Annotated in this window: 23 protein-coding genes and 1 tRNA gene; 13 read left to right on the top strand and 11 right to left on the bottom strand. The window is 70.6% G+C overall.

All coding sequences use genetic code 11. The annotated features are described in order from the left end of the window. Positions 1-192: 192 nt before the first annotated feature. The 3 genes from EDF24_RS00570 to msrB all read right to left on the bottom strand — a co-directional run bounded on the left by EDF24_RS00570 (position 193) and on the right by msrB (position 2,278). Entirely contained in the window at positions 193-1,716 is a 1,524-nt protein-coding gene (locus EDF24_RS00570; RefSeq protein ID WP_123700793.1) for a glycosyltransferase family 39 protein, read from the bottom strand. Between the two features lie 33 nt (positions 1,717-1,749). Next, positions 1,750-1,825 (bottom strand) — tRNA-Thr (locus EDF24_RS00565). 42 nt (positions 1,826-1,867) lie between these two features. Next, complete coding sequence (gene msrB, locus EDF24_RS00560; RefSeq protein WP_123656299.1) at positions 1,868-2,278, bottom strand: peptide-methionine (R)-S-oxide reductase MsrB; 411 nt, start codon at positions 2,276-2,278, stop codon at positions 1,868-1,870. 55 nt (positions 2,279-2,333) lie between these two features. Here msrB and EDF24_RS00555 point away from each other — a divergent pair, with 55 nt between their 5' ends. The 6 genes from EDF24_RS00555 (at position 2,334) to groL (ending at position 7,151) form a co-directional block, all read left to right on the top strand. Next, positions 2,334-2,816 (top strand): GNAT family N-acetyltransferase, encoded by a 483-nt coding sequence (locus EDF24_RS00555; protein ID WP_123656298.1) that lies wholly within the window; start codon positions 2,334-2,336, stop codon positions 2,814-2,816. After that, positions 2,813-3,802, top strand: a complete 990-nt coding sequence (locus tag EDF24_RS00550; protein ID WP_123700792.1) for a DUF2332 family protein — start codon at positions 2,813-2,815, stop codon at positions 3,800-3,802. Before EDF24_RS00555 ends, EDF24_RS00550 begins: the two co-directional genes overlap by 4 nt. A 106-nt stretch (positions 3,803-3,908) precedes the next feature. Then, entirely contained in the window at positions 3,909-4,211 is a 303-nt protein-coding gene (locus EDF24_RS00545; RefSeq protein ID WP_243698209.1) for a DUF3263 domain-containing protein, read from the top strand. Further along, a complete protein-coding gene (locus EDF24_RS00540; protein ID WP_123656296.1) occupies positions 4,208-4,792 on the top strand; it encodes a LytR C-terminal domain-containing protein in 585 nt (194 codons plus the stop codon). Before EDF24_RS00545 ends, EDF24_RS00540 begins: the two co-directional genes overlap by 4 nt. A 285-nt stretch (positions 4,793-5,077) precedes the next feature. Further along, a complete protein-coding gene (locus tag EDF24_RS00535; RefSeq protein WP_056120541.1) occupies positions 5,078-5,281 on the top strand; it encodes a cold-shock protein in 204 nt (67 codons plus the stop codon). 247 nt (positions 5,282-5,528) lie between these two features. Further along, positions 5,529-7,151 (top strand): chaperonin GroEL, encoded by a 1,623-nt coding sequence (groL, locus tag EDF24_RS00530; RefSeq protein ID WP_123656295.1) that lies wholly within the window; start codon positions 5,529-5,531, stop codon positions 7,149-7,151. 163 nt (positions 7,152-7,314) lie between these two features. Here the strand turns inward: groL and EDF24_RS00525 are convergent, their stop codons facing one another. The 6 genes from EDF24_RS00525 to EDF24_RS00495 all read right to left on the bottom strand — a co-directional run bounded on the left by EDF24_RS00525 (position 7,315) and on the right by EDF24_RS00495 (position 14,836). Then, entirely contained in the window at positions 7,315-8,229 is a 915-nt protein-coding gene (locus EDF24_RS00525; RefSeq protein WP_132047713.1) for a hypothetical protein, read from the bottom strand. Positions 8,230-8,454: 225 nt separating this feature from the next. Continuing rightward, positions 8,455-10,152 (bottom strand): cell wall metabolism sensor histidine kinase WalK, encoded by a 1,698-nt coding sequence (locus tag EDF24_RS00515; protein ID WP_123656293.1) that lies wholly within the window; start codon positions 10,150-10,152, stop codon positions 8,455-8,457. Positions 10,153-10,249: 97 nt separating this feature from the next. Continuing rightward, on the bottom strand, positions 10,250-10,945 hold the full coding sequence (locus EDF24_RS00510) for a response regulator transcription factor (protein ID WP_123656292.1): 696 nt from the start codon (positions 10,943-10,945) through the stop codon (positions 10,250-10,252). A gap of 62 nt (positions 10,946-11,007) precedes the next feature. Further along, on the bottom strand, positions 11,008-12,705 hold the full coding sequence (locus EDF24_RS00505) for a DNA repair helicase XPB (RefSeq protein ID WP_123700789.1): 1,698 nt from the start codon (positions 12,703-12,705) through the stop codon (positions 11,008-11,010). Between the two features lie 30 nt (positions 12,706-12,735). Continuing rightward, the gene (locus EDF24_RS00500; RefSeq protein ID WP_132047715.1) at positions 12,736-14,505 is read right to left on the bottom strand and encodes a helicase-associated domain-containing protein; all 1,770 of its coding nucleotides are present in this window, start codon (positions 14,503-14,505) and stop codon (positions 12,736-12,738) included. Positions 14,506-14,533: 28 nt separating this feature from the next. Next, positions 14,534-14,836 carry a multidrug ABC transporter ATPase gene (locus tag EDF24_RS00495; RefSeq protein ID WP_123656289.1) on the bottom strand — a complete coding sequence of 101 codons (303 nt, stop codon included), beginning with the start codon at positions 14,834-14,836 and terminating at the stop codon, positions 14,534-14,536. Positions 14,837-14,886: 50 nt separating this feature from the next. Between EDF24_RS00495 and EDF24_RS00490 the strand changes: the two genes are divergently transcribed. Both EDF24_RS00490 and EDF24_RS00485 read left to right on the top strand, forming a co-directional pair. Continuing rightward, positions 14,887-15,264, top strand: a complete 378-nt coding sequence (locus tag EDF24_RS00490) for a cold-shock protein (protein WP_123656288.1) — start codon at positions 14,887-14,889, stop codon at positions 15,262-15,264. Continuing rightward, positions 15,261-15,875, top strand: coding sequence for a DUF3027 domain-containing protein (locus EDF24_RS00485; RefSeq protein ID WP_123700787.1), 615 nt, complete (start codon positions 15,261-15,263; stop codon positions 15,873-15,875). Before EDF24_RS00490 ends, EDF24_RS00485 begins: the two co-directional genes overlap by 4 nt. Positions 15,876-15,956: 81 nt before the next feature. Here the strand turns inward: EDF24_RS00485 and serC are convergent, their stop codons facing one another. Continuing rightward, positions 15,957-17,075, bottom strand: coding sequence for a phosphoserine transaminase (gene serC, locus EDF24_RS00480; RefSeq protein ID WP_123700786.1), 1,119 nt, complete (start codon positions 17,073-17,075; stop codon positions 15,957-15,959). A gap of 123 nt (positions 17,076-17,198) precedes the next feature. On the opposite strand from serC, the gene EDF24_RS00475 reads away from it, so the two are divergent. The 4 genes from EDF24_RS00475 (at position 17,199) to EDF24_RS00460 (ending at position 20,754) form a co-directional block, all read left to right on the top strand. After that, entirely contained in the window at positions 17,199-17,894 is a 696-nt protein-coding gene (locus tag EDF24_RS00475) for a metal-dependent transcriptional regulator (RefSeq protein ID WP_123656285.1), read from the top strand. Between the two features lie 284 nt (positions 17,895-18,178). Continuing rightward, positions 18,179-19,252 (top strand): C40 family peptidase, encoded by a 1,074-nt coding sequence (locus EDF24_RS19600; protein ID WP_148070765.1) that lies wholly within the window; start codon positions 18,179-18,181, stop codon positions 19,250-19,252. 338 nt (positions 19,253-19,590) lie between these two features. Beyond that, the gene (locus EDF24_RS00465; protein WP_123656283.1) at positions 19,591-20,085 is read left to right on the top strand and encodes an HNH endonuclease; all 495 of its coding nucleotides are present in this window, start codon (positions 19,591-19,593) and stop codon (positions 20,083-20,085) included. 195 nt (positions 20,086-20,280) lie between these two features. Continuing rightward, positions 20,281-20,754: a DUF1648 domain-containing protein gene (locus EDF24_RS00460; RefSeq protein ID WP_123700784.1), complete on the top strand. Its 474-nt coding sequence runs from the start codon at positions 20,281-20,283 to the stop codon at positions 20,752-20,754. On the opposite strand, the gene EDF24_RS00455 is transcribed toward EDF24_RS00460, so the two are convergent. Beyond that, positions 20,744-21,148: a heat-shock protein HtpX gene (locus EDF24_RS00455; protein WP_260233320.1), complete on the bottom strand. Its 405-nt coding sequence runs from the start codon at positions 21,146-21,148 to the stop codon at positions 20,744-20,746. The genes EDF24_RS00460 and EDF24_RS00455 overlap by 11 nt on opposite strands. A 44-nt stretch (positions 21,149-21,192) precedes the next feature. On the opposite strand from EDF24_RS00455, the gene EDF24_RS00450 reads away from it, so the two are divergent. Beyond that, a partial coding sequence (locus tag EDF24_RS00450) for an epoxide hydrolase family protein (RefSeq protein ID WP_260233319.1) occupies positions 21,193-21,985 on the top strand: 793 nt, incomplete at its 3' end.

Below are 21,985 nucleotides of genomic sequence, written 5' to 3'. Positions count from 1 at the left end.
TCCTTGCGGGATACCGCGATGTCGGCGCAGCCCCCTGGACGACCGGGTCGATGAGGTGTCATCATCCCGGTACGGCCGGCTGGTTACCGCGCCGAGCGCCAGGAACGCCCCCTGATCCGTGTTCCACCTGCGCCGAGAGCCCCGAGCGACCACGTCGCCCGGGGCTCTCGCTCGTCCGGAGCGCGGTGTGGTTCAGCGCGGGACGACGTCCCAGCCGGCCGCGGTCTTCACGAGCCGGCCGTCCGGCACCAGGACCTCGACGTCGTCGAGGTGGAACACCCGGAACTCGTCCGGGTGCGCCGCGACGTACGCCGGGATCGACGGGTCCAGCGTGTACCGGTCGTCCTGCCCGATCACGACGAGGTCGAACGGCCCCGCGTTCGGGTCCCGCGTCTGCCGCTTGAAGACGAACGCGGCGACCGAGGACGGGGACTGCCGCTGCGCCAGGACGAAGCCGTCCTCGCGGTGGGTCTCGGCCAGCACCTCCGGCAGCCGGCCGATCCCCGTCGGGTGCATCGTGGCGGTCGCGACGGACAGCCGCACGCTGGTGGTCGCGGCGACGGCGACGATCGCGAGCGCCGCCGCGAAGGCCGCGGCGCGGAACCAGCCCGGGCCACGCAGGGTCGCGATCCGGCCGATGCCGATCGCGGCCAGGGCGACGAGCATCGGCATCCAGGCGAGGTAGTACTCGCCGAGCGCGACGTCGCTGACCCCGAGGAAGAAGACGAAGTACGGCACCGCGGCGAGGGCGAGCCAGAGCACCAGGCGGGACGGTCGGATGAGGAACGCCGCGAGCACCCCGACGGCCAGCACCGCGCACTCGAGCGTGCCGGTGCCCTGCCACTGGTACCAGAGGTTCGCCCACCAGGGGGAGTGCCGCGTGATGATTCCGGCGACCTCGACCAGGTGGCCGTCTGCGGCGTGCTGCCGCTGGAACGCGATCATCTCGCTGATCGTCGACACGACGCCGAACGGCAGGTACGGCACGACGACGGTGACCGCGAACCCGGCCGCGAACACGAGCCCGCCCCAGAGCAGCCCCCACCAGCGTCGGTACAGCAGTGGGAGGACGAGGAACACCGGGATCAGCAGGACACCGATCTCCTTCGAGGTCACCGACAGCCCCGCGGCGAGCCCGGCCGCCAGGATCCACGGCCACGCCCCGCCGCGGACCCACCGCCAGCCGCACCACATCGCGATGACGCCGAACGCCACCATCGGGCCGTCGAGCAGCGCCAGGCGGTCGATCCGGCTCGGGTCGTCGAGGATCCCGTGCGGTGGGAGCCACCACAGCCCGGCGGCCAGGAGCCCGGTCCACCACCCGACGTCGCGGCGCAGCCAGACGAACAGCACGACGCCGGTGACCAGCCCGAGCACCGCGACGGCGATCCGTGCGGAGGGGACGCCCTCGCCGAACACCAGCTGGGCGAGGCCCATCAGGTACTTCGCGGTCGGCGGGTGCTGCCGGTTGTCGCTGAAGTCACCGTGCAGGTAGTCGTAGCCGGGCTGCTGGTACGCGGGTTCGTCGGTGACGACGTTGCCCGAGCCGAGCCGCCAGAACTGCTGGTAGACGGCCCACAGCGCGACGACGGTGAACGCCGTCCAGCGCGTCCACGGTGCGGTCGCGAGCGGGAGCCAGCGTCCGGTGGACGGTTCGCGGCGGCGGCCACGCGCACGAGCGTGTGCTGGCGCCGCCGGCGCGGTCTGCGTGGACATCCGGGCCAGTTTATTGCGGGTCCGGGGAAGATCTGGGGCCAGCAGCGGGACTTGAACCCGCAACCCCCGTATTACAAGTACGGTGCGCTACCAATTGCGCCATGCTGGCTGACCCGCCCATCTTACCGACGAGCGGGCCGGGACTCGCGTGCTACTCGGCCGTGGTCTTCTCGGCGAAGTTCAGCGACAGCGAGTTCATGCAGTAGCGGTCTCCGGTGGGGGTGCCGAAGCCGTCCGGGAACACGTGCCCGAGGTGCGAGCCGCAGTTCGCGCAGCGGACCTCGGTGCGGGCCATGCCGAGCGAGTTGTCCTCGATCAGCTTCACCGCGTCCGGGTTCACCGACTCGTAGAACGACGGCCAGCCGCAGCCGGAGTCGAACTTCGTGCCGCTCTTGAACAGCTCGGCGCCGCACGCCGCACACGTGTAGATGCCGGCGCGCTCCTCGTCCAGGAGCTCACCGGTCCACGGGCGCTCCGTCCCCGCCTGGCGGAGGACGGCGTACTGCTCCGGGGAGAGTTCCTCGCGCCACTCGGCGTCGCTCTTCTCGACGTTGTATGCCATGGGTTCCTCCTGCTTCCGGTCGGGGTTCGTCGACCACTTCAGTAAACTCGTCGGGATGTCCGAGCATTCCGTGCACCGCACTCGATGGGCCCGCCTGACGACGGACGAACTGTACGGCATCGTCCGTCTGCGGAACCGGGTCTTCGCCCTCGAACAACACGTCTCGGACGAGGACTTCGACGGCCGCGACCGTGAGCCCGACACCGAGCACTGGTGGTTCGGAACGGACGGCGCGACGGACGGGTCGGCAGCGCTCGGGTACCTCCGCCTGATCCGCCCGGCGGCAGCGGAGGTGCACCCGGACGGCTCCGCCCCGCCGGCCTGGGTGATCGGCCGGGTCGCCACCCACCCGGACCACCGCGGGCAGGGGATCGCGAGCCGTCTCGTCGCCGCGGTCCTCGCGGCCCACGGGCACGAACCGATCGTCCTGCACGCACAGGAGTACGTCGCAGCACTCTACGAACGCCACGGCTTCGTGCGGTTCGGAGCCCCCTACGTGGAGGCTGGCATCACCCACGTCGGGATGCACCGGGCGTGAACACCCGGGCCCGCTACCGCGCCTACGCGGACCGGATCGCTCCGGTCTCGCCGTCGTACGCCGCATGGGCCCGGTCGCTCGACGACGACCTGGTCGCCCTGCTCGACGAGGTCCCGGAGTCGAAGCGGCAGCCGGAGCTGCTCTTCGCGGTCGCGCGCCGGTTGGGTGCGGACCCGTCGGACCCAGCCGCGCTCCGCGCACTCGGACGGGAGGCCGGGCCCACCCTGGTCACGGACCTCGCCACCGCCACGGTGCAGGCCAACGACCCGCGGCGGCTCGGTCCGCTCGTCCCGCTGTTCGCGGCGCTCGCCGCGTCGGCGTCGCGGCCGCTCGGGTTCGTCGACGTGGGTGCCGCCGCGGGGCTGTGCTCGATCCCGGACCGCGTCACGCTCGACTACCGGACGTCGGACGGCACCGTGCGGATGCACACCGCGCCCGACGAGCCCTCGATCCGGTTGGTCGCCGACGCCTCGGGAACGGTGCCGGCGCCGGCCACGGCGCCGATCCGGATCGGCGCGCGCGTCGCGCTCGACCCGAACCCCATCGACCTCGCAGCGCCCCGTGCGTTCGACCGGTTGGTCGAGGCGGTCCCGCCGGAGGCCCTGGAGCGGACCGCCCTGATGCGGGCGGCCGCGCGCGCGACGCTCACCGTGCCTCCCGTCCGGATCACCGGCCGTGTGCCGGACGACCTGGACCGCGCGGTCGACGCCCTGCCGGACCGCCTCGAACCCGTCGTGCTGACCGCCGGCACCCTGATCTACGTGCCGGGAGCCGAGCGGCAGCGGTTCGTCGACCGGATCGCCGAACGCGGGCTGCACTGGATCGCGCTCGAGCGCACCGGGATCCTGACCGGGGTGGCCGCGACGCTGCCGGCGGACGTCGACGTAGCCGACCCGGCGTCCTTCGCGACCGTCTCCGTCGACGGGGTCGCCGTGGCCGTGTGCGACGCCTTCGGGACCGCGATCCGGTGGTTCCGCGAGCTGTGACGCTTCCCGGGTGGAATCCGCGACAGTCCAGCGCCATGCCAGGGTCGCCATCGACCGCACCCCTACGATGTGCGAGACCCGTTACCCGAATGTGATCGGAACCGTCGTGACCACCATCCCCGCGGACGAGCTCAGCGAGCTCGCCAAGCACGTGCTCGCCTTCGAGCACGAGCGGGCACGGCACGACCGCACGAAAGAGGCGGAGATCCGGGTCGAGTTCGACATGTCGCCGGCGCGGTACTACCAGGTGCTGAACCGGGTCATCGACTCACCCGCGGCACTCGCGTACGACCCGCAGCTGGTCGGTCGCCTGCAGCGCCTGCGGCACGCGCGCACGAGCGCACGAGCGGCGCGGAGCTTCGTCGCTCCCGCCGCCGCCTCCGCCACCGGAACCGAAGAGGAACGATGACGAGATTCCCCCATGACCGTTTCGACGACGTGACCGACGGTCCGCGCGTCGGAGCGCACCGCGGCATGCACCGTCGTGGCCGCGGCTGGATCGCGTTCGCGTGGGCCGCGCTCGCCACCGGCGTGCTCGTCGGGATCGGGGTGCTCGTCCTGGCGCTCCTCAACGGCAGCTACTCGTTCTCCGGGGACGACGACGCCACGTCGTCGCCGTCGGCGTCCGCGTCGTCGTCCGCGTCCTCCTCGTCGTCGTCCTCACCGTCGGCGTCGTCGTCGTCCGCGCCCACCGCGGCGAAGCCCTCCGAGCAGGGCGACACCACGGTCGTCGTGCTCAACGGGACCACCACGGCCGGACTCGCGGCGAAGGGCACCTCGGCACTGACCACCGCCGGGTGGACGGTGACGTCGAGCGGCAACGCGGGCACCACCGGGACCACGTCGACGATCGTGTACTACCAGCAGGACTCCCAGGCGGCCATCGCACGCGGTGTCGCCGCTGCCCTCGGTGTGACCGCCGTGCAGCAGTCGGCAGCGTTCCCGAACGCCGACGTGAGCGTCGTGCTCGGGTCCGACTACACGGGCTGATCGACGCTTCCCGGACTCGTCCGGGTGCGTTTCCCGGTCGTTCTGCGCAGCGCTTTGTAACGGCTGTGTTTCCGGCACGTTGAGTTCCGGCGGAATCAGCGTGAAATGTCCGTCACACCCCTTGCCGAAACGCACTTCCTGATTAGAGTCACAAGTGGTCACCGGAGTGATCGGAATGTCGTCGGACCTCGGTACGCACGATGCGGAACACCCGGGCTCGGACCCGACGGCGTCACCCGACGGCCCCGTCGTTCGCAACAGCAGTACCGCAGGGAGCAACAGATCATGGCCAACGGAACCGTCAAGTGGTTCAACGCTGAAAAGGGCTTCGGCTTCATCACCGTCGATGGAGGGGGCCAGGACGTGTTCGTCCACTACTCGGCCATCGACATGAACGGCTACAAGGTCCTCGAAGAGGGCCAGGCAGTGACGTTCGACGTCGGCACGGGGTCCAAGGGCCCGCAGGCCGAGTCGGTGCGTCCGGCCTAGTCGCCGAACCACTCCGGACGCGCCGTCCCCTCGGGGGCGGCGCGTTCGTCGTGTCCGGGCGGTGTGCTGGTGTGTGTGCCGGTCGGTGTGCCGGTGGGTGGGCTGGCGGGTGTGCCGGTGGGTGTGCTGGTGGGTGTGCCGGTGTGTGTTGCACTCTCAGGGGTCGAGTGCCAGAATCGGGCTTGGCACTCGCTGACGCTGAGTGCCAGAAGACCCCCACGACGTCCGGGAGGGACGAGAAACTCACATGGCTAAGATCATTGCTTTCGACGAGGAGGCCCGCCGTGGCCTCGAGCGCGGCCTGAACCAGCTGGCCGACGCCGTGAAGGTGACGCTCGGCCCGCGCGGCCGCAACGTCGTCCTCGAGAAGAAGTGGGGCGCCCCCACGATCACGAACGACGGTGTCTCCATCGCCAAGGAGATCGAGCTCGACGACCCGTACGAGAAGATCGGTGCCGAGCTCGTCAAGGAGGTCGCCAAGAAGACCGACGACGTCGCCGGTGACGGTACGACCACCGCGACCGTGCTCGCCCAGGCCCTCGTCCGCGAAGGCCTCCGCAACGTGGCCGCCGGCGCCGACCCCGTCTCGCTGAAGCGCGGCATCGAGAAGGCCGTCGCGGCCGTCTCCGACCAGCTGCTCGCGAACGCCAAGGAGATCGAGACCAAGGACCAGATCGCCGCCACCGCGTCGATCTCGGCCGCGGACCCGACCATCGGCGCGCTCATCGCCGAGGCCATCGACAAGGTCGGCAAGGAAGGCGTCGTCACCGTCGAGGAGTCGAACACCTTCGGCACCGAGCTCGAGCTCACCGAGGGCATGCGCTTCGACAAGGGCTACCTGTCGCAGTACTTCGTGACCGACCCCGAGCGCCAGGAAGCCGTCTTCGAAGACGCCTACATCCTGATCGTCAACTCGAAGATCTCGAACATCAAGGACCTCCTGCCGGTGGTCGACAAGGTGATCCAGGCTGGCAAGCAGCTCCTGATCATCGCCGAGGACGTCGACGGTGAGGCCCTGGCCACGCTCGTCGTGAACAAGATCCGCGGCATCTTCAAGTCCGTCGCCGTCAAGGCCCCGGGCTTCGGCGACCGTCGCAAGGCCATGCTGCAGGACATCGCGATCCTCACCGGCGGCCAGGTCATCTCGGAAGAGGTCGGCCTCAAGCTCGAGAACGCCACGCTCGACCTGCTCGGCAAGGCACGCAAGGTCGTCATCACCAAGGACGAGACCACCATCGTCGAAGGTGCCGGCGACACCGAGCAGATCGCGGGCCGCGTCCGTCAGATCCGCTCCGAGATCGAAGCGACCGACTCCGACTACGACCGCGAGAAGCTCCAGGAGCGCCTCGCGAAGCTCGCCGGTGGCGTCGCCGTCATCAAGGCGGGCGCTGCAACGGAGGTCGAGCTCAAGGAGCGCAAGCACCGCATCGAGGACGCCGTCCGCAATGCCAAGGCCGCTGTGGAAGAGGGCATCGTCGCCGGCGGTGGCGTCGCCCTGATCCAGGCCGGCAAGGTCGCGCTCGACTCCCTCACGCTCGAGGGCGACGAGGCGACCGGCGCGAACATCGTCCGCGTCGCCATCGACGCACCGCTCAAGCAGATCGCGCTCAACGCCGGTCTCGAGCCGGGTGTCGTGGCCGCCAAGGTCCGCGAGCTCGAAGCGGGCTGGGGCCTCAACGCCGCGACCGGTGAGTACGTCGACCTGATCGCTGCCGGCATCATCGACCCCGCCAAGGTCACGCGCTCGGCGCTGCAGAACGCTGCGTCGATCGCCGGTCTGTTCCTCACGACCGAGGTCGTCGTCGCCGACAAGCCCGAGCGCGCCGCGGCCGCTCCGGCCGGCGACCCGACGGGTGGCATGGACTTCTAGTCCGTCGTTCCGGAAGGGCCCTCGCACGCTGCGCGTGCGGGGGCCCTTCCGCGTGCGCCGCGCGCGCGCTGCGCGCGCGGCGCGTGCGCGTCCGGCGCGCCTCCGCCGGTGAGATCGCACTTCGTGTCGGCTGATCTTCGCTCAACCGACGCGAAGTGCGATCTCATCGCGGTACCCCGCTGCGCTGACGCAATGCGAACGCCTCGCGGAGACGCTCCAGGAAGTCGGATGGGTGGTGCGCGTCCTTCGCGGTGACGTGGATGGTCAGCCAGCTCGCGACAGTGAAGGCGTTGCCACGCGTGCGGTCGTGGCTGAAGGTGTCGCGGTCCGTCCGGTGGTGGTCGCCGTCGTACTCGAGGGCGATGCGGAGTTCGACCCAGGCCATGTCGACGCGCCCGATGAAGCGCCCCGATGCGTCGAAGACGTCCGCGTTCAGGTCGGGCTCCGGGAATCCGGCCTCCACGACGATCAGTCGCACGATCGTCTCCATCGGCGATTCAGCTCCGACTCGGACGAGATCGAGAGCGGCGCGGACGAGCACGACAGCGCGATCCCCAGGGTGGATGGTCGCGGCGAGTTGCGCTGGAGATGCCAGCCGCCCGACGCCGACGAGGTGATCGCCGAGGATCACCAGTGCGCGGAGACTGAGCAGGATCCGACATTCGTACCAGAACGCGGCCGGTGTGCTGACCCGCACGCCGAACACCGTGGTGACATCGGCGCGTGAGGGCCGGACGCGATGCCCGATCACGCCCTGCCGGCGTTCCACGGGTCCCGACCCGGTGGTCGACACGTGGAGCTCGCTGTTCGGAGCAGCGAACAAACGGGGGAGCGGGGCACTCCAGAGCCTGGCGGCCGTCGTGTGGCTGAAGTGCTGATCGGGGCGGAGCAAGAGGCCGTGGGCGAGTGCCGTGTCGATGAAGGCGAGCCGGTCGGCAGGGACCCGAACTCCGCGGGCCGGAGCGGCCAGGTCCTTCCTCCGAAGGCGTTCCCGTCCGACGCCCTGTTCGAGTGCGTCGGCGACGAGGAACGGCGTCCGCAGGAACCTGGACGGGAGTGGCTGAGGGTCCGTTGGCATGACGCCAGCGTGCCGAGCCACTGACAGCCAGGGGGCCGCGCCCGCGTTCCTGTGGAGGAGGACCCGCCCGGAACCGGCTGTGCAGGAGCCGCGAGATCGCGCTTTGTGTCGGAAGGCTCAGAGGGGAGGTGACACGGAGTGCGATCTCACCGGGGGTGGGGGCGGGGACGGGGGGTGCGCGGGCGCGCGGGTGCGCGGGCGCGCGGGCGCGGGCGCGCGCCCGCGTCAGGCGGCGGCGGAGCCCGCGGGGGGCTGCGGGGTGTAGTCGCGGGGGAGGAGGGGGAGCCAGATGCGGAAGGTGGCACCGCCGCCCTCGGTGTCGATGACCTCGACGGAGCCCTGGTGCGCCGCGACGATGCCCGACACGATCGCGAGCCCGAGGCCCGACCCGCCGGTGTCCCGTGCGCGCGAGGTGTCGGCACGCCAGAAGCGCTGGAAGATCTTCTCGCGGAGCTGCGGCGGGATGCCCTCGCCGTGGTCGATGACGTCGATGTGCGCCATGCCCCGGTCGTCGTCCACGCCGATGCCGATCTCGATGGGGTCGTCGTGCGGCGTGAACCGCATCGCGTTGCCCATCAGGTTCGTCACGACCTGCCGGATCTTGTTCTCCTCGGCGAGGACGATCGGGGGACGCTTCGGCATCACGACGGTGGGCAGCGGCGTCGTCTCGTCGGAGACCGGCGCGTCGACGTTCATGGCGCGGCTCCGCCGGGCGCGCAGCCGCGCCAGGGTCTGCCGGGAGAACGCGATCGGCCCGGTGGTGTTCGCCGACGGGGACACGGGCGGGTTCTCCGACGACGACGGGGTGACCGCGGGGCCGAACGACGACGGTGCACGCACGGCCTGCGGCACGTCCTCGACGAGGACCTGGATCTCGCGGTCGGGGTTCGACGCCATCGTGTCGAGCGCGGAGTCGCGGGCGATCGCGACGAGGTCGACCGGGCCGAGCTCGAGCGGCTTCGACTCGTCGATGCGGGCGAGCTGGAGGAGGTCCTGCACGAGGAGCCCCATCCGCTGCGCTTCCTTCTCGATGCGCTCCATCGCCTGCGCGACGTCCTCTTCCTTGCGGAGAGCACCCATCCGGTACAGCTCGGCGTACCCGCGGAGCGAGACCAGCGGGGTGCGGAGTTCGTGTGAGGCGTCGCCGACGAACCGGCGCATCTGGTCGATGGTGCGCTGCCGGTCCTCGAACGCGCTGTCGATCCGCTCGAGCATGGCGTTGAGGGAGCGGTTCAGGCGCCCGACCTCGGTGTTCGGGGTGTCGTCCTCGAGTCGCTGGTTGAAGTCACCCGCGGCGAACCGGGCGGCGGTGTCCTCGACGTCGCGGAGCGGGTCGAAGGTCGCGGTGACGAGCAACCGGGTGAGCATCGCGCCGAGCAGGATGACGGAGATGCCGAACCCGAGGAAGATCACCGTGAACCGGGCGATGGTCTGGTCGGTGTCCGCACTCGACACCGCGACGAGCACGTAACCGGTCTCGGTGGCGCCGGTGGAGATGTTCTGGAGGTTCGCCGGGATGACCTGGGCACGCCACTCGTGGTTGTGCTGCTTGTCGTAGAGGCTGAACGGGTTGCTGGTCTTCGTGGCCGCGGCGAAGTCGACCGACGAGATGTCAGGCTGCGATGTGGACTGGGTGTCGCAGATCTGCTTGCCGTCGCTGTCGTACGCCGCGACGTAGGAACTCTTCTCGAGCACCACGGAGAGCTTGCAGTACTGCTCACCGTCGGAGACGTTCTGCCCCTCGAGCTGCGACGTCGTCGTGGTGACCTGGTTGTCCAGGCGGGACACCAGGTAGGTGGAGAGCACCGTCATGGTGCCGAGCCCCGCGACGAGCAGGCCGAGCGCCACCAGGAGCACCGTGATGCCGGTGATCTTGGTGCGCAGGGAGATGCCGTCCCACCAGCGGTTCATTCTGGAGTGCATGCTGCCTCAACGGTAGACGGCGGCCGCCCGGTGAAACCGGACGACCGCCGAGAAAGACGGGCCAGACGAACGACCACGAGGGCCGGCCCGACGGAGCCTAGGAGGCCTTCGACGCCTTCAGCATGTAGCCGAACCCGCGCTTGGTCTGGATGATCGGCTCGGCCGAGTACTGGTCGAGCTTCCGACGCAGGTACGAGATGTAGGACTCCACGATGCCGGCGTCGCCGTTGAAGTCGTACTCCCACACGTGGTCGAGGATCTGCGCCTTCGACAGCACACGGTTCGGGTTGAGCATGAGGTAGCGGAGCAGCTTGAACTCGGTCGGGGAGAGCTCGATCTGCGCGTCGCCGATGGTGACCTCGTGCGTGTCCTGGTCCATCGTCAGCTCGCCGGCGCGGATGATCGCGTCTTCTTCGTCGTTCATCGTGCGGCGGAGGATCGCCTTGATGCGCGCGACGATCTCGTCGAGCGAGAACGGCTTCGTGACGTAGTCGTCGCCGCCGACCGTGAGGCCGGTGATCTTGTCCTCGGTGTCGTCCTTCGCGGTGAGGAACAGGATCGGGGAGGTGTAGCCGGAGGATCGGAGGCGCTTGGTCACGCCGAAGCCGTTCATGTCGGGCAGCATCACGTCGAGGATGATGAGGTCCGGCTCTTCCTCGAGCACGGCCGAGATCGCCTGCGCCCCGTTGCCGACCGCGCGCACGGCGAACCCGGCGAAGCGGAGCGAGGTCGTGAGGAGATCGCGGATGTTCGGCTCGTCGTCGACGATCAGGATCTTGGGGCCATCGGTCATGGTCCTATCTTCTGGCCGTTCCCTAAGTGTTACCTGGGAGCGACGCGAGAGCAGGACGGGCGTCAGCCCACCGCGGCCTGGACCTGATCGGCGTCGAGGATCGTGTACGAGTACCCCTGCTCGGCGAGGAACCGCTGCCGGTTCTGTGCGAAGTCCTGGTCGACGGTGTCCCGCGTGACGAGCGTGTAGAACGACGCGGGCAGGCCGTCCTTGTTCGGGCGGAGCAGCCGGCCGAGGCGCTGCGCCTCTTCCTGCCGGGAGCCGAAGGACCCGGAGACCTGGATCGCCACGGTGGCGTCGGGCAGGTCCACCGAGAAGTTCGCGACCTTGGACACGACGAGCACGTCGATCGCGCCGTCGCGGAACGCCTGGTACAGCCGTTCCCGTTCGTCGATCGGCGTCGCTCCGGTGATCTTCGACGCGCCCAGGGAGTCGGCCAGGTCGTCGAGCTGGTCGATGTACTGCCCGATCACGAGGATCTGCTCGCCCCGGTGCTTCTCGATGAGTTCCCGGACGACCGGGGTCTTGGCCGGGGTCGTCGCCGCGAGCCGGTAGCGCTCGTCGTCGCTCGACGCCGCGTACTCCAGACGGTCCTCGTGGGGCAGGTCGATGCGGACCTCGAAGCAGGACGCGGGGGAGATGTACCCCTGCGCCTCGATCTCCTTCCACGGGGCGTCGTACCGCTTCGGCCCGATGAGGGAGAACACGTCGCCTTCGCGCCCGTCCTCGCGCACGAGGGTCGCGGTCAGGCCGAGGCGTCGACGGGCCTGCAGGTCGGCGGTCAGCTTGAAGACCGGGGCGGGGAGCAGGTGCACCTCGTCGTAGACCACGAGTCCCCAGTCGAGTGCATCGAGGAGCGACAGGTGCGTGTACTCGCCCTTCCGTCGTGCGGTGAGGATCTGGTAGGTGGCGATCGTGACCGGCCGGATCTCCTTGACGCTGCCGGAGTACTCGCCGATCTCGTCCTCGGTCAGGGAGGTCCGGCGGAGCAGCTCGGACCGCCACTGCCGCGCGGACACGGTGTTCGTCACGAGGATGAGCGTGGTCGCCTTCACGGTGGCCATCGCCCCGGCGCCGACGAGCGTCTTGCCGGCGCCACAGGGCAGCACGACGACGCCGGATCCCTGTGCGAAGAAGCTCTGCACGGCGTCCTGCTGGTACGGCCGCAGGTCCCACTCGCTGTTGTCGAGGTCGATCGCGTGCGGCTGCCCCGGCGTGTACCCGGCGAGGTCCTCGGCCGGCCAGCCGATCTTCACGAGCTCCTGCTTGATCTGTCCGCGCGCCCACTGCTGCAGCTCGATCGCGGTGTCGGAGCGCTTGTTCCCGAGGAGCGGCTTGATGCGCTTGGAGCGGACGACCTCGGCGAGGACCGTCGGGTCCGTCGCGGTGAGCAGCAGCGTCGGCTGGCGCTCGAGTTCCTCGGTGGGGGAGTTCGCGATGACCGGCGCGTCGGCCGGGTCCTCACGACGGATCACGAGCCGGCCGTACCGGGCGACGGTGTCGCGGATGTCGACGGTGACGCTCTGCGGGACCGGGAACTTCGCGAAGCGCTCGAGGGTGTCGATCATGCTCTCGGCGTCGTGGCCCGCGGCGCGCGCGTTCCACAGGCCGAGGCGGGTCACCCGGTAGGTGTGCACGTGTTCCGGGGCGCGTTCGAGTTCGGCGAACACGGCGAGCTCGTGGCGTGCGTCCTCGGCGTCGGGATGCGCCACCTCGAGCAGCACGGTGCGGTCGCTCTGGACGATCAGCGGTCCGTTCATGGCCTTCCAGCCTAGCCGTCGCCGCCTGGGTCAGGCTTCGCTGTCGACGGACACGACCAACGACAGGGGCAGTGTGCGCTCCACGTCGGCGGCGGTGTCCTTCCCCCGGATGCGTCCGGCGGCGACCGAGGTCGGCACGATCGAGAACGGCCGCTCCGAGCCGTCCGGCATCCGGACCGTCACCCGGATCGGCGTGCGACCGCGCACGGCGAGGTCGATCTGTCGACCGAGCCACTCCTGTTCCGGTTCGGCAGCACCGCGTTCCGTCGTCAGTCGGAGCCGACCCACGACGGCGCGCGCTGCGGCTTCCGGGGTGCGCTGCGGCAGACGGCGACGGCCTGGAGGCCCGTGGTGCGTCTCGGGGCGGGCGCCGGGTTGCAGGACGGCCGGGTAGCGCTGGTCCTCCAGCGCCGCGTGGACCACGTGCGGTGGGTAGCGGGTCACCAGGGTCGTCAGGTCGGGGCGCTCCCACGCCAGCTGGCGGAGTTCGGCGTCGACCCCGATGAGATCGAGCTGGTCGGCGGTGCCCCGCACGACCGATCCGAGGCCGTCCTCGGCGCGGTCGACCACGATGCTGCCGTCCCGCGCGGCGACCTGGTCGACCAGGTAGGCGAGGGGCTGCGGGACGCCGGCGAGCCCGATCCGCTCGAACAGTGCGACGACCTGGTCGCGGGTGCTCCCGGCGCGGAGGGCACGGCGGAGCGAGTCCTCGGACACGCGGTACCGGGCGGCGAGCCCCGGCGACTCGAGGTCGGCGACGCTCCGGAGTTCGGCGTCGGCGTCCGGCGCGAGGGGCCCCGGTGCGATGACGGTGAGGTCGTGCTGGAGGTAGACGCCCTCGACCGTGTGCGGGAGGTCGGCGGTCGCCGCGCGCTCCGCAGCGTCGCGGTCCGCGCCGAGGAGCGTGCGACCGGTCTCGGTGACGATGCCGTCGACGGTGAGGCCGAGCGCGTTCGCCGTGCCGGCGACGTCGAGCAGGGTCGCGTCGAGCCATCGCGCGCCGGCGGGGTACGCCCAACGGCCGAGGCTCGGCAGGTCGCGCCAGTCGTCGCCGGCCACGTCGAGGACTTCACGGACGGCGTCGTCGAGTTCGTCGTGCCAGCGCTCGACGAGGTCCGCCCACCGGTCCGGCCACGCGGTCGTCAGCCAGGCGCGCCCGGCGTCGGTCAGGGACCACGTGCCGTCGTCCGTGCCGGTGAAGCGGATCCGCTCGAGCAGCTCCAGGCGGCCGGGCACCACCTCGGGGTCGGCGCCGGAGCGTTCCGCGAGGGCACGGGCGAGCGGTGAGCCGATGCCGCCCTTGACGAGTTCGCGCACGCCGCCGTCGTCCACGGAACGGAGGAGCTCGGCCAGCACCGTCATCGTCGCGAACGCGTGTTCCGCGCCCGTCGCACGTGCGGCACCGGACGTCCCCGTCCCCGCGTCGGGGGCGGCCTGGCGGACCGGTGCCGGGCCTCCCGTCAGCGCAGTGAGGTCCGGGTGCGCCGCCACACGCAGCGCGACCGCGTCGTCGACCCGGCCGTCCGCTTCGGCCAGGCCGAGCGCGACCGCCGGGGCGAGTGCGTCACCGGCTTCGCCGTCGCGGAGCGCGACCAGCGCCCGGCGCGGGAGCCGTTCGACGGCGGCGTCGACCGCGGCGTCGGCGCGGAACGCCTCGGCCAGGTCGAAGAAGTCGGTGATGCTCTGGGGGCCCGTCTCACCGAGCACCGCCGCGGGGAGCCCGCGCGCGATGATGAGCCGTTCGAGGTCGTCGTCCGGCATCGCCCGCAGTCGGGCGGCGAGGTCGGCGGTGGTCGTCATCGTCCTCCGCATGCGTCCGGAGCGGACGTCAGCGGGCCTCGTTCCGGTGTGCGCGTGCCTTGCGGGTCCAGGTGACGGCCAGCAGCACGAAGATCAGGACCAGCGCGATGGGCGGTCCGAAGTACAGGATGCCGAGGACCACGGGCCAGATGCCGGTGCCCGGGATCGTCCCGAGGGTCAGCCAGCCGATGATCATCGCCGCGAAGCAGAGGACCGTGAAGAACACGATGCCGCCGATCATGAACGCGAGGGTGCGTTCGGTACGATTGAACGTCGCCGGGGATTCCGCGGAGTTCCGCGTGTCCTCGGTGGATCGGGTCGGCTTGGCCATCGCCCCAGGATATCCGCACCACGGCCGCACACCTATCGAGGAGTCCACGCATGCCCACCGGCAAGGTCAAGTTCTACGACGACCAGAAGGGTTTCGGGTTCATCACCGGAGACGACGGCGACCAGGTCTTCCTGCACGCCTCCTCGCTGCCCGACGGCGTGACCACCGTGAAGGCCGGTGCGCGCCTGGAGTACGGCGTGGTCCAGGGCAACAAGGGATCGCAGGCGCTGTCCGTCCGCCTGCTCGACCCGAAGCCGTCGCTGTCGAAGATGTCCCGCCGCTCGGCGGACGACATGGCCGTCATCGTCGAGGACCTCGTGAAGGAACTGGACCGGATCAGCGGAGACCTCCGCCACGGTCGCTACCCGAAGAACGGCACACGCATCGCCGCGATCCTGCGGCACGTCGCAGACCAATTGGACGCATGACCATGACGACCGACAACACCGACCTGACCGCACTCGCCCGCAGGGCGCTGCTCGAGGTCACCGAGGAGTCGACCGTCGGGTCCTCCGTCGGCACCACGGACGAGGGCGACGGGGTCGTCTCGGTCCTGTTCGCGAACCGGATGCCCGGGTACCCGGGGTGGCGCTGGACCGTCAGCATCGCCCAGGTCGAGGGCGAGGAGCCGACCGTGCTCGAGGTCGAGCTGATGCCCGGTGACGGGTCGCTGCTCGCGCCGGACTGGGTGCCGTGGTCGGAGCGGCTGGCCGACTACCGCGCCGCGCAGGAGGGCGAGGAACACGGCGACGGCGACTCCGACGACGACGCTGACGCGGACGACGACGCTGACGAGTCCGATGAGGACGACGAGGACTACGAGTCCGACGACGAGGACGACGACGACGAGTCGGATGACGACGACGAGTCGGATGACGACGACGACGCGGATGACGACGACGACGCGGACGACGACGAGGACGACGACGACGACGAGTCGGACGACGACGACTTCGACGACGACGAGGACGACCTCCCCGAGTCGGACGACGACGAGATCGACGGCGTCGACGTCGACGAGCTCGACGACCAGCGCTGACACACCGCCGTCCTGCCGAGACGCCGCACGAACGACGAAACGCCGCCGGATCCGGCGGCGTTTCGCGTTGTGTGCGGCGTCTCAGCCCTTGAGCGCGCCCACGACGTAGGTGATCGCGCCGACGAGCTTCTGCACGTCGTCGGGGTCGATCGCGGTGAACGTCGCGACGCGCAGCTGGTTGCGGCCGAGCTTCCGGTACGGCTCGGTGTCGACGATGCCGTTCTCGCGGAGGGTCGCGGCGACCGCCTTCGCGTCGATGGAGTCGTCGAGGTCGATCGTCGCGACGACCTGCGAGCGGTGCTCCGGGTCCGTGACGAACGGCGTGGCCCAGTCGACCGACTCCGCCCAGTCGTACAGCGTCGAGGACGAGGTCTTCGTGCGGGTGTCCGCCCACGCCAGGCCGCCCGAGTTGTTGATCCACGAGATCTGGTCGTCGAGGAGCAGCAGCGTCGAGATCGCCGGGGTGTTCAGCGTCTGGTTCAGGCGCGAGTTGTCCACCGCGTTCTTCAGCGACAGGAACTCCGGGATGAACCGGCCGGACGCGGCGATGCGCTCCACGCGCTCGATCGCGGCGGGGGAGAACAGCGCGAGCCACAGCCCGCCGTCCGAGGCGAAGTTCTTCTGCGGTGCGAAGTAGTAGACGTCCGTCGCGCTGACGTCGAACAGGGCGCCGCCGGCAGCGCTCGTGGCGTCGACGACGGTCAGCGCACCGGGGTCGCCCTCGGCGCGGACGACCGGCGCCATGACGCCGGTCGAGGTCTCGTTGTGCGGGTAGGCGTAGACGTCGACACCGTCGACGATCTCGAGCTCGGAGCGCGAGCCGCCCGGTGCCTCGACCACGTGCGGGGCCTGGAGCCACGGCGCGGCGGCGGCCTTCGCGAACTTCGACCCGAACTCACCGAAGGAGAGGTTCTCGGCGCGCTGCTCGATGAGCCCGAACGCTGCGGCGTCCCAGAACGCGGTCGAGCCGCCGTTGCCGAGGACGACCTCGTAGCCGTCCGGCACCTGGAAGAGGTCGGCGAGGCCGGAGCGCACGGAGCCGACGAGGTCCTTCACGGGCTTCTGCCGGTGGGAGGTCCCGAGGATCGTCGCCCCGCGGGTGACCAGGGACTCGAGCTGGGCGCCACGGATCTTGGACGGACCGCAGCCGAAGCGTCCGTCGGTGGGGAGGAATTCGGCCGGGATGACGATGTCTGCCATGGATCGATCCTACCGATCGCTGGTATCCCACTCGATTCCTTGCGCCGTGCAAGAGTTGGTCGTTCCGTGTCGGCCCGAACAAGTAGGGTGGGTCGCGCTGGGCCCAGACAGGAGAGGCGGACCGTGACCGATCTCGTCGACACCACGGAGATGTACCTGCGGACGATCCTCGACCTCGAGGAAGAGGGGATCGTCCCGCTGCGCGCGCGCATCTCCGAGCGCCTCGGGCACTCGGGTCCGACCGTCTCGCAGACGATCGCCCGGATGGAACGCGACGGACTCGTCGTCGTCTCCGGGGACCGCCACCTCGAACTCACCGGCGAAGGCCGCTCCCGCGCGACCCACGTGATGCGCAAGCACCGCCTCGCCGAACGACTGCTCTCCGACGTCATCGGCCTCGACTGGGCGTTCGTCCACGACGAAGCGTGCCGCTGGGAGCACGTGATGAGCGAGCAGGTGGAAGTGCGCCTGCTCGAGATGCTCGGCAACCCGACGGAGTCCCCGTACGGCAACCCGATCCCCGGCCTCGCCGAGATCGGTGGGCCCGACGCCGGCGGCTTCCTCGACGGCGTCCGCAACATCGTGTCCGCGACCGAGGGAACCGACGCCGTCGCGACCGGTGTCATCCGCCGCCTGGGTGAGCCCGTCCAGTTCGAGCCGGAGCTCCTGCACCAGCTGCGATCGGCGGGCGTGATGCCCGGCCGGCTCGCGAGCGTCCAGCGCGCCGGTGCCTACGTGGCGGTGCGTGTCGACGGCGAAGACGCCGGCATCGAGCTCCCGACCGAGGTCGCCCAGCACGTCTACATCGACGCCGCGTAACAGCGTCACCGACCCCGTCGGGGTACAGCTCCGGGGGACGACGTCGACCGCTTGACGTGGCGCCTGTCGCAAAATCAAACTCCGGCTCTGACCAGGGCTTCTTTACCGTTCTGTTACAAAGCGGCGTTTTCGTCTCGACAAGGTAACGACGCGCCCGTACACTCGACGAGTCCCTGGGCTGACAACGACCCGGGAACCCGTGGCAGGACGTCTCGAACCCGTCTCCTGCCTCGATCGGAAACGATGACGAACGGATGGGGTTGCGCACGCACGGCGATCAGCACATGACGATCTGCCGGGCGGGTGATGACGAGACGCCGGAGACCCCACCCTTGACGCAGACCGGTTCCGCCGCGGACACGACGCCCGCGAACCCGACGAACTCAGGCCTTCCGAACACCGGCCACACCGACGCCCCGCTCACCCGGCGGGCTGCCCGCGACGCTGAAGCCAAGTCGAGCCGCCGCAGCGCGACGACGCCGGCCCGCCGCAGCACGACCGCTGCCCGCGCGGAGTCGCCCCGCGGTGCGAACGTCGCCGGTGCGATGCGTGCCACCGGCACCCACGCCGCGCGCCCCGCTGCCGCCACCGCCCGCACCGCGTCGGACAAGCCCACGTCGAGCTCGCGCAAGCGCAAGTTCATGGCCCCGATCGTCCTGACGGTCGCCGCCGGCATGTTCGGCACGATGGCCGTCCCCGCAGCCTTCGCCAGCACGCAGGCGACCGGTGCCTCCGACACCGCGACCGCCCAGCAGGCGATCCGCACCACCCAGAGCCAGCAGCTGTCCGTCTCCGACGCGGCCGCCCTCGCCGACACCAGCCGCGACGGCTACTCCGCGACGTCGACCGCGACGCTCGCGTCCGAGAAGCACGCCGCCGAGGTCCAGGCGGCCCGCGCCGCGACCGCCAAGCAGTACGCGTCGTACTCCGGCCCGACGGCCACCGACTACCTCGCGTCCTCCTCGACGACGTCGACCGCCGCCAGCACGGCCACCACCGTCGCCCCCGGGACGCCGTTCTCGCTGCCCGCCGTGGTCGCCACCGCGAAGCAGTACATCGGCACCCCGTACGTCTTCGGCGGCGCCACCCCCGCGGGCTTCGACTGCTCGGGCTACGTGATGTTCGTCTACGCGCAGTACGGCATCAACCTCGCGCACTCGGTGCCGCTGCAGGACCAGGCCGGCACCACGATCCCGGAGTCCCAGGCCCAGCCCGGCGACGTCGTCATCTTCAACAACGAAGCGCACGACGGCTTCTACATGGGCAACGGCATGATCATGGACGCGCCGAAGCCCGGCGGCTCCGTGTCGATCCGCCCGATCTGGACGAGCGACTACCACATCGTCCGGATGGGCTGACGCCCGACCGGCATCTGAACAGTCCGAGAACCGGCCCAGCACACCTCGTGCTGGGCCGGTTTCTGGTTTAGCCTGAGCGCATCGGCCCGACACGGCCCGAACAGGAGACCCCATGTCATCGTCACGCACGACCCGCACCATGGGTCGGCGCGCGCACTTCGACATATGGTCGACCACGACCTGCGTGCACCTGCACGCCCCAGCGTGACGGAGAGCACTGCCCCCAGGGGTGGTGCTCTTCTTCGTTCCGGGACCGGTTCGCGGTCACTCGTTCGTCGTCGTCCGGTCCGGTGCCCCGCACCGCCTGGAAGCCGTCCAGGCTCGTCGGAAGGGAACCCATGCGCACTCTCGTCCTCAACGCCGGTTACGAGCCCCTCGCGGTCATCTCGTTCCGTCGGGCCCTCGTGCTGGTCATGAACCAGAAGGCCGCCATCGTCGCCGCCGACATCGAACACCCGGTCACCGGGTCGACGTCGAGCTTCGACCGTCCGTCCGTCATCATCCTCACCAGGTACGTGCGCATCCCGCACTCCAGGCTCGTGCCGGTGTCCCGACGCGGGGTCCTCCGCCGGGACGCCAACCGGTGCGCGTACTGCGATCGGCATGCGACCACGATCGACCACGTCCAGCCGAAGTCGCGCGGGGGTGAGGACTCGTGGGAGAACCTCGTCGCGTGCTGCCTCGCCTGCAACAACACCAAGGGGGACCGCACCCCGCGGGAGATGGGCTGGAACCTGCGGTTCCGTCCGAAGGCCCCGCACGGCTCGAGCTGGGTGGTGCGCGGGATGGAGCGGACGGAGCCGGACTGGGACGAGTTCCTGGTCGCCGCGTAGCGGCGTCACCACACCGGGGAACGGACACGGCACCGCGGAGTCGCGTGGTGCGGTGTCCGTTCGCCGTTCCGGACGGGAGGCGCGGTGCCGGGCCGATCCGTGCCTCCCGTCCGCGTCCGGTAGCGACCAGGGCGCTGCGCACACGCGCGTCTCGTAGCGACCAGTACGCGTGTCGGTCGGGGGTAGGGTCCGAGCATGGACGTGATCGTCGGTCGGCGGGCCCTGAGCCCGGCGCTCGTCGCCGGAGCGGTGATGTCGTGGGTGCCGCCCGTCGTCCTCGTGGTGGCCCGGCTCCGGTGGACCGACGTGCCGGCGCGGGTGCCGACGCACTGGGGTGGCGCCGGCGTCGCGGACGGCTGGGGCTCGTCGGGCGCCGTGTTCTGGGCGTTGCTCGTGCCCGGTGTCGTGGGGGCGCTGATCTGTGCGGTGCTGGCGGTGACGCTCGCGACCGACACCACACGGGGCAGGGCAGCGCTCGCGATCGGCGTCGTCTCCGCGGTGACCGGTGCGATCGCCACGGTGTGGTTCACGATGGTCCTGAGCGCGGAGGGGGTCGCCGGAGCCCTGCTGCCGGTGTTCGGTGCCCTCGTGTGGGGCGGGCTCGTGGCGGCGGTGTGCCTGCTCCGCCGCGAACCAGCGTCGCTCGCCCCGCAGTCCGCTACGCCGTGAGCTCGGCGACGAGGTCCTCGACGCGGCGGCGGATGTCGTCGCGGATCGGGCGCACCGCCTCCAGGGGCAGTCCCGCGGGGTCGGTGAGCTCCCAGTCCTCGTAGCGCTTGCCCGGGAAGACCGGGCACGCGTCGCCGCACCCCATCGTGACCACCACGTCGGCCCGCCGGACGGCGTCGGTGGTGAGGATCGCCGGCTGCGCACCGAGGAGGTCGATGCCCTCCTCGGCCATCGCTGCGACCGCGACGGCGTTGACCCGGTCCGCGGGCTCGGAGCCGGCGGAGAACACGTCGATGCGGTCACCCGCGAGGTGCCGTAGGTAGCCTGCGGCCATCTGCGAGCGGCCGGCGTTGTGGACGCAGACGAACAGGACGGCGGGCTTCGAGGAGGTCACGGTGTCCATCATCGCGTGTCGGTGGCGGTGCGTAGCGTCGGGGCATGACCGGGATGTGGATCGACGACGACACCATCGAAGACCTCCGTGCGCGGCTCCGCGCCACCCGCTGGCCGGACGCGCCCGCCGGCACCGGGTGGTCGCTCGGCGTCGACGTGGACGAGCTCCGCGACCTCGTCGCGTACTGGGCGGACGGGTTCGACTTCGACGCCCACCGGAACGCGTTGGCCGCGCTGCCGAGCCGCACCGTCCAGGTCGACGGTCTCGGGATCAACGTCCTCGTCGCGCCGGCTGACGGCGGACACGGATCCCCGTTGCTGCTCGCGCACGGCTGGCCGGACTCCAACTGGCGCTACCGGAAGGTGCTGCCGCTCCTGACCGCCGCCGGGTTCGACGTCGTCGTGCCGGACATGCCCGGGTACGGCTTCTCCGAAGCCCCGCCCTCGCCCCTGGACGCCCGTCAGGTCGCCGGGCTCTGGGCGCCGCTCATGACCGAGCTCGGGTACGAGCGGTTCGCCGTCGCCGGCGGTGACATCGGCACGCACGTCGCCCGGTTCCTCGCGCTCGACCACCCCGACCGGGTCGTCGCCGTGCACCGGATCGACGGCGGACTGCCGTGGCCGGGGATCGACGTGGACACGCTCTCGGCCCCGGAGCAGGCGTTCGTGGCCGCGACGACCGCGTGGCGGAACGCAGAGGGTGCCTACGCGATGATGCACCGGACGAAGCCGCAGACCGCCGCGGTCGGGCTGAACGACTCGCCCTCGGGACTCGCAGCGTGGATCGTCGAGAAGCTCCGCTCGTGGAGCGACTGCGACGGGGACCTCTGGTCCGTGT

Source organism: Curtobacterium sp. PhB130, assembly GCF_003755165.1.
Classification (GTDB): Bacteria; Actinomycetota; Actinomycetes; order Actinomycetales; family Microbacteriaceae; genus Curtobacterium.
Note: the sequence above shows the minus strand (reverse complement) of the source record. Positions and strands in the feature narration are given on the sequence as shown.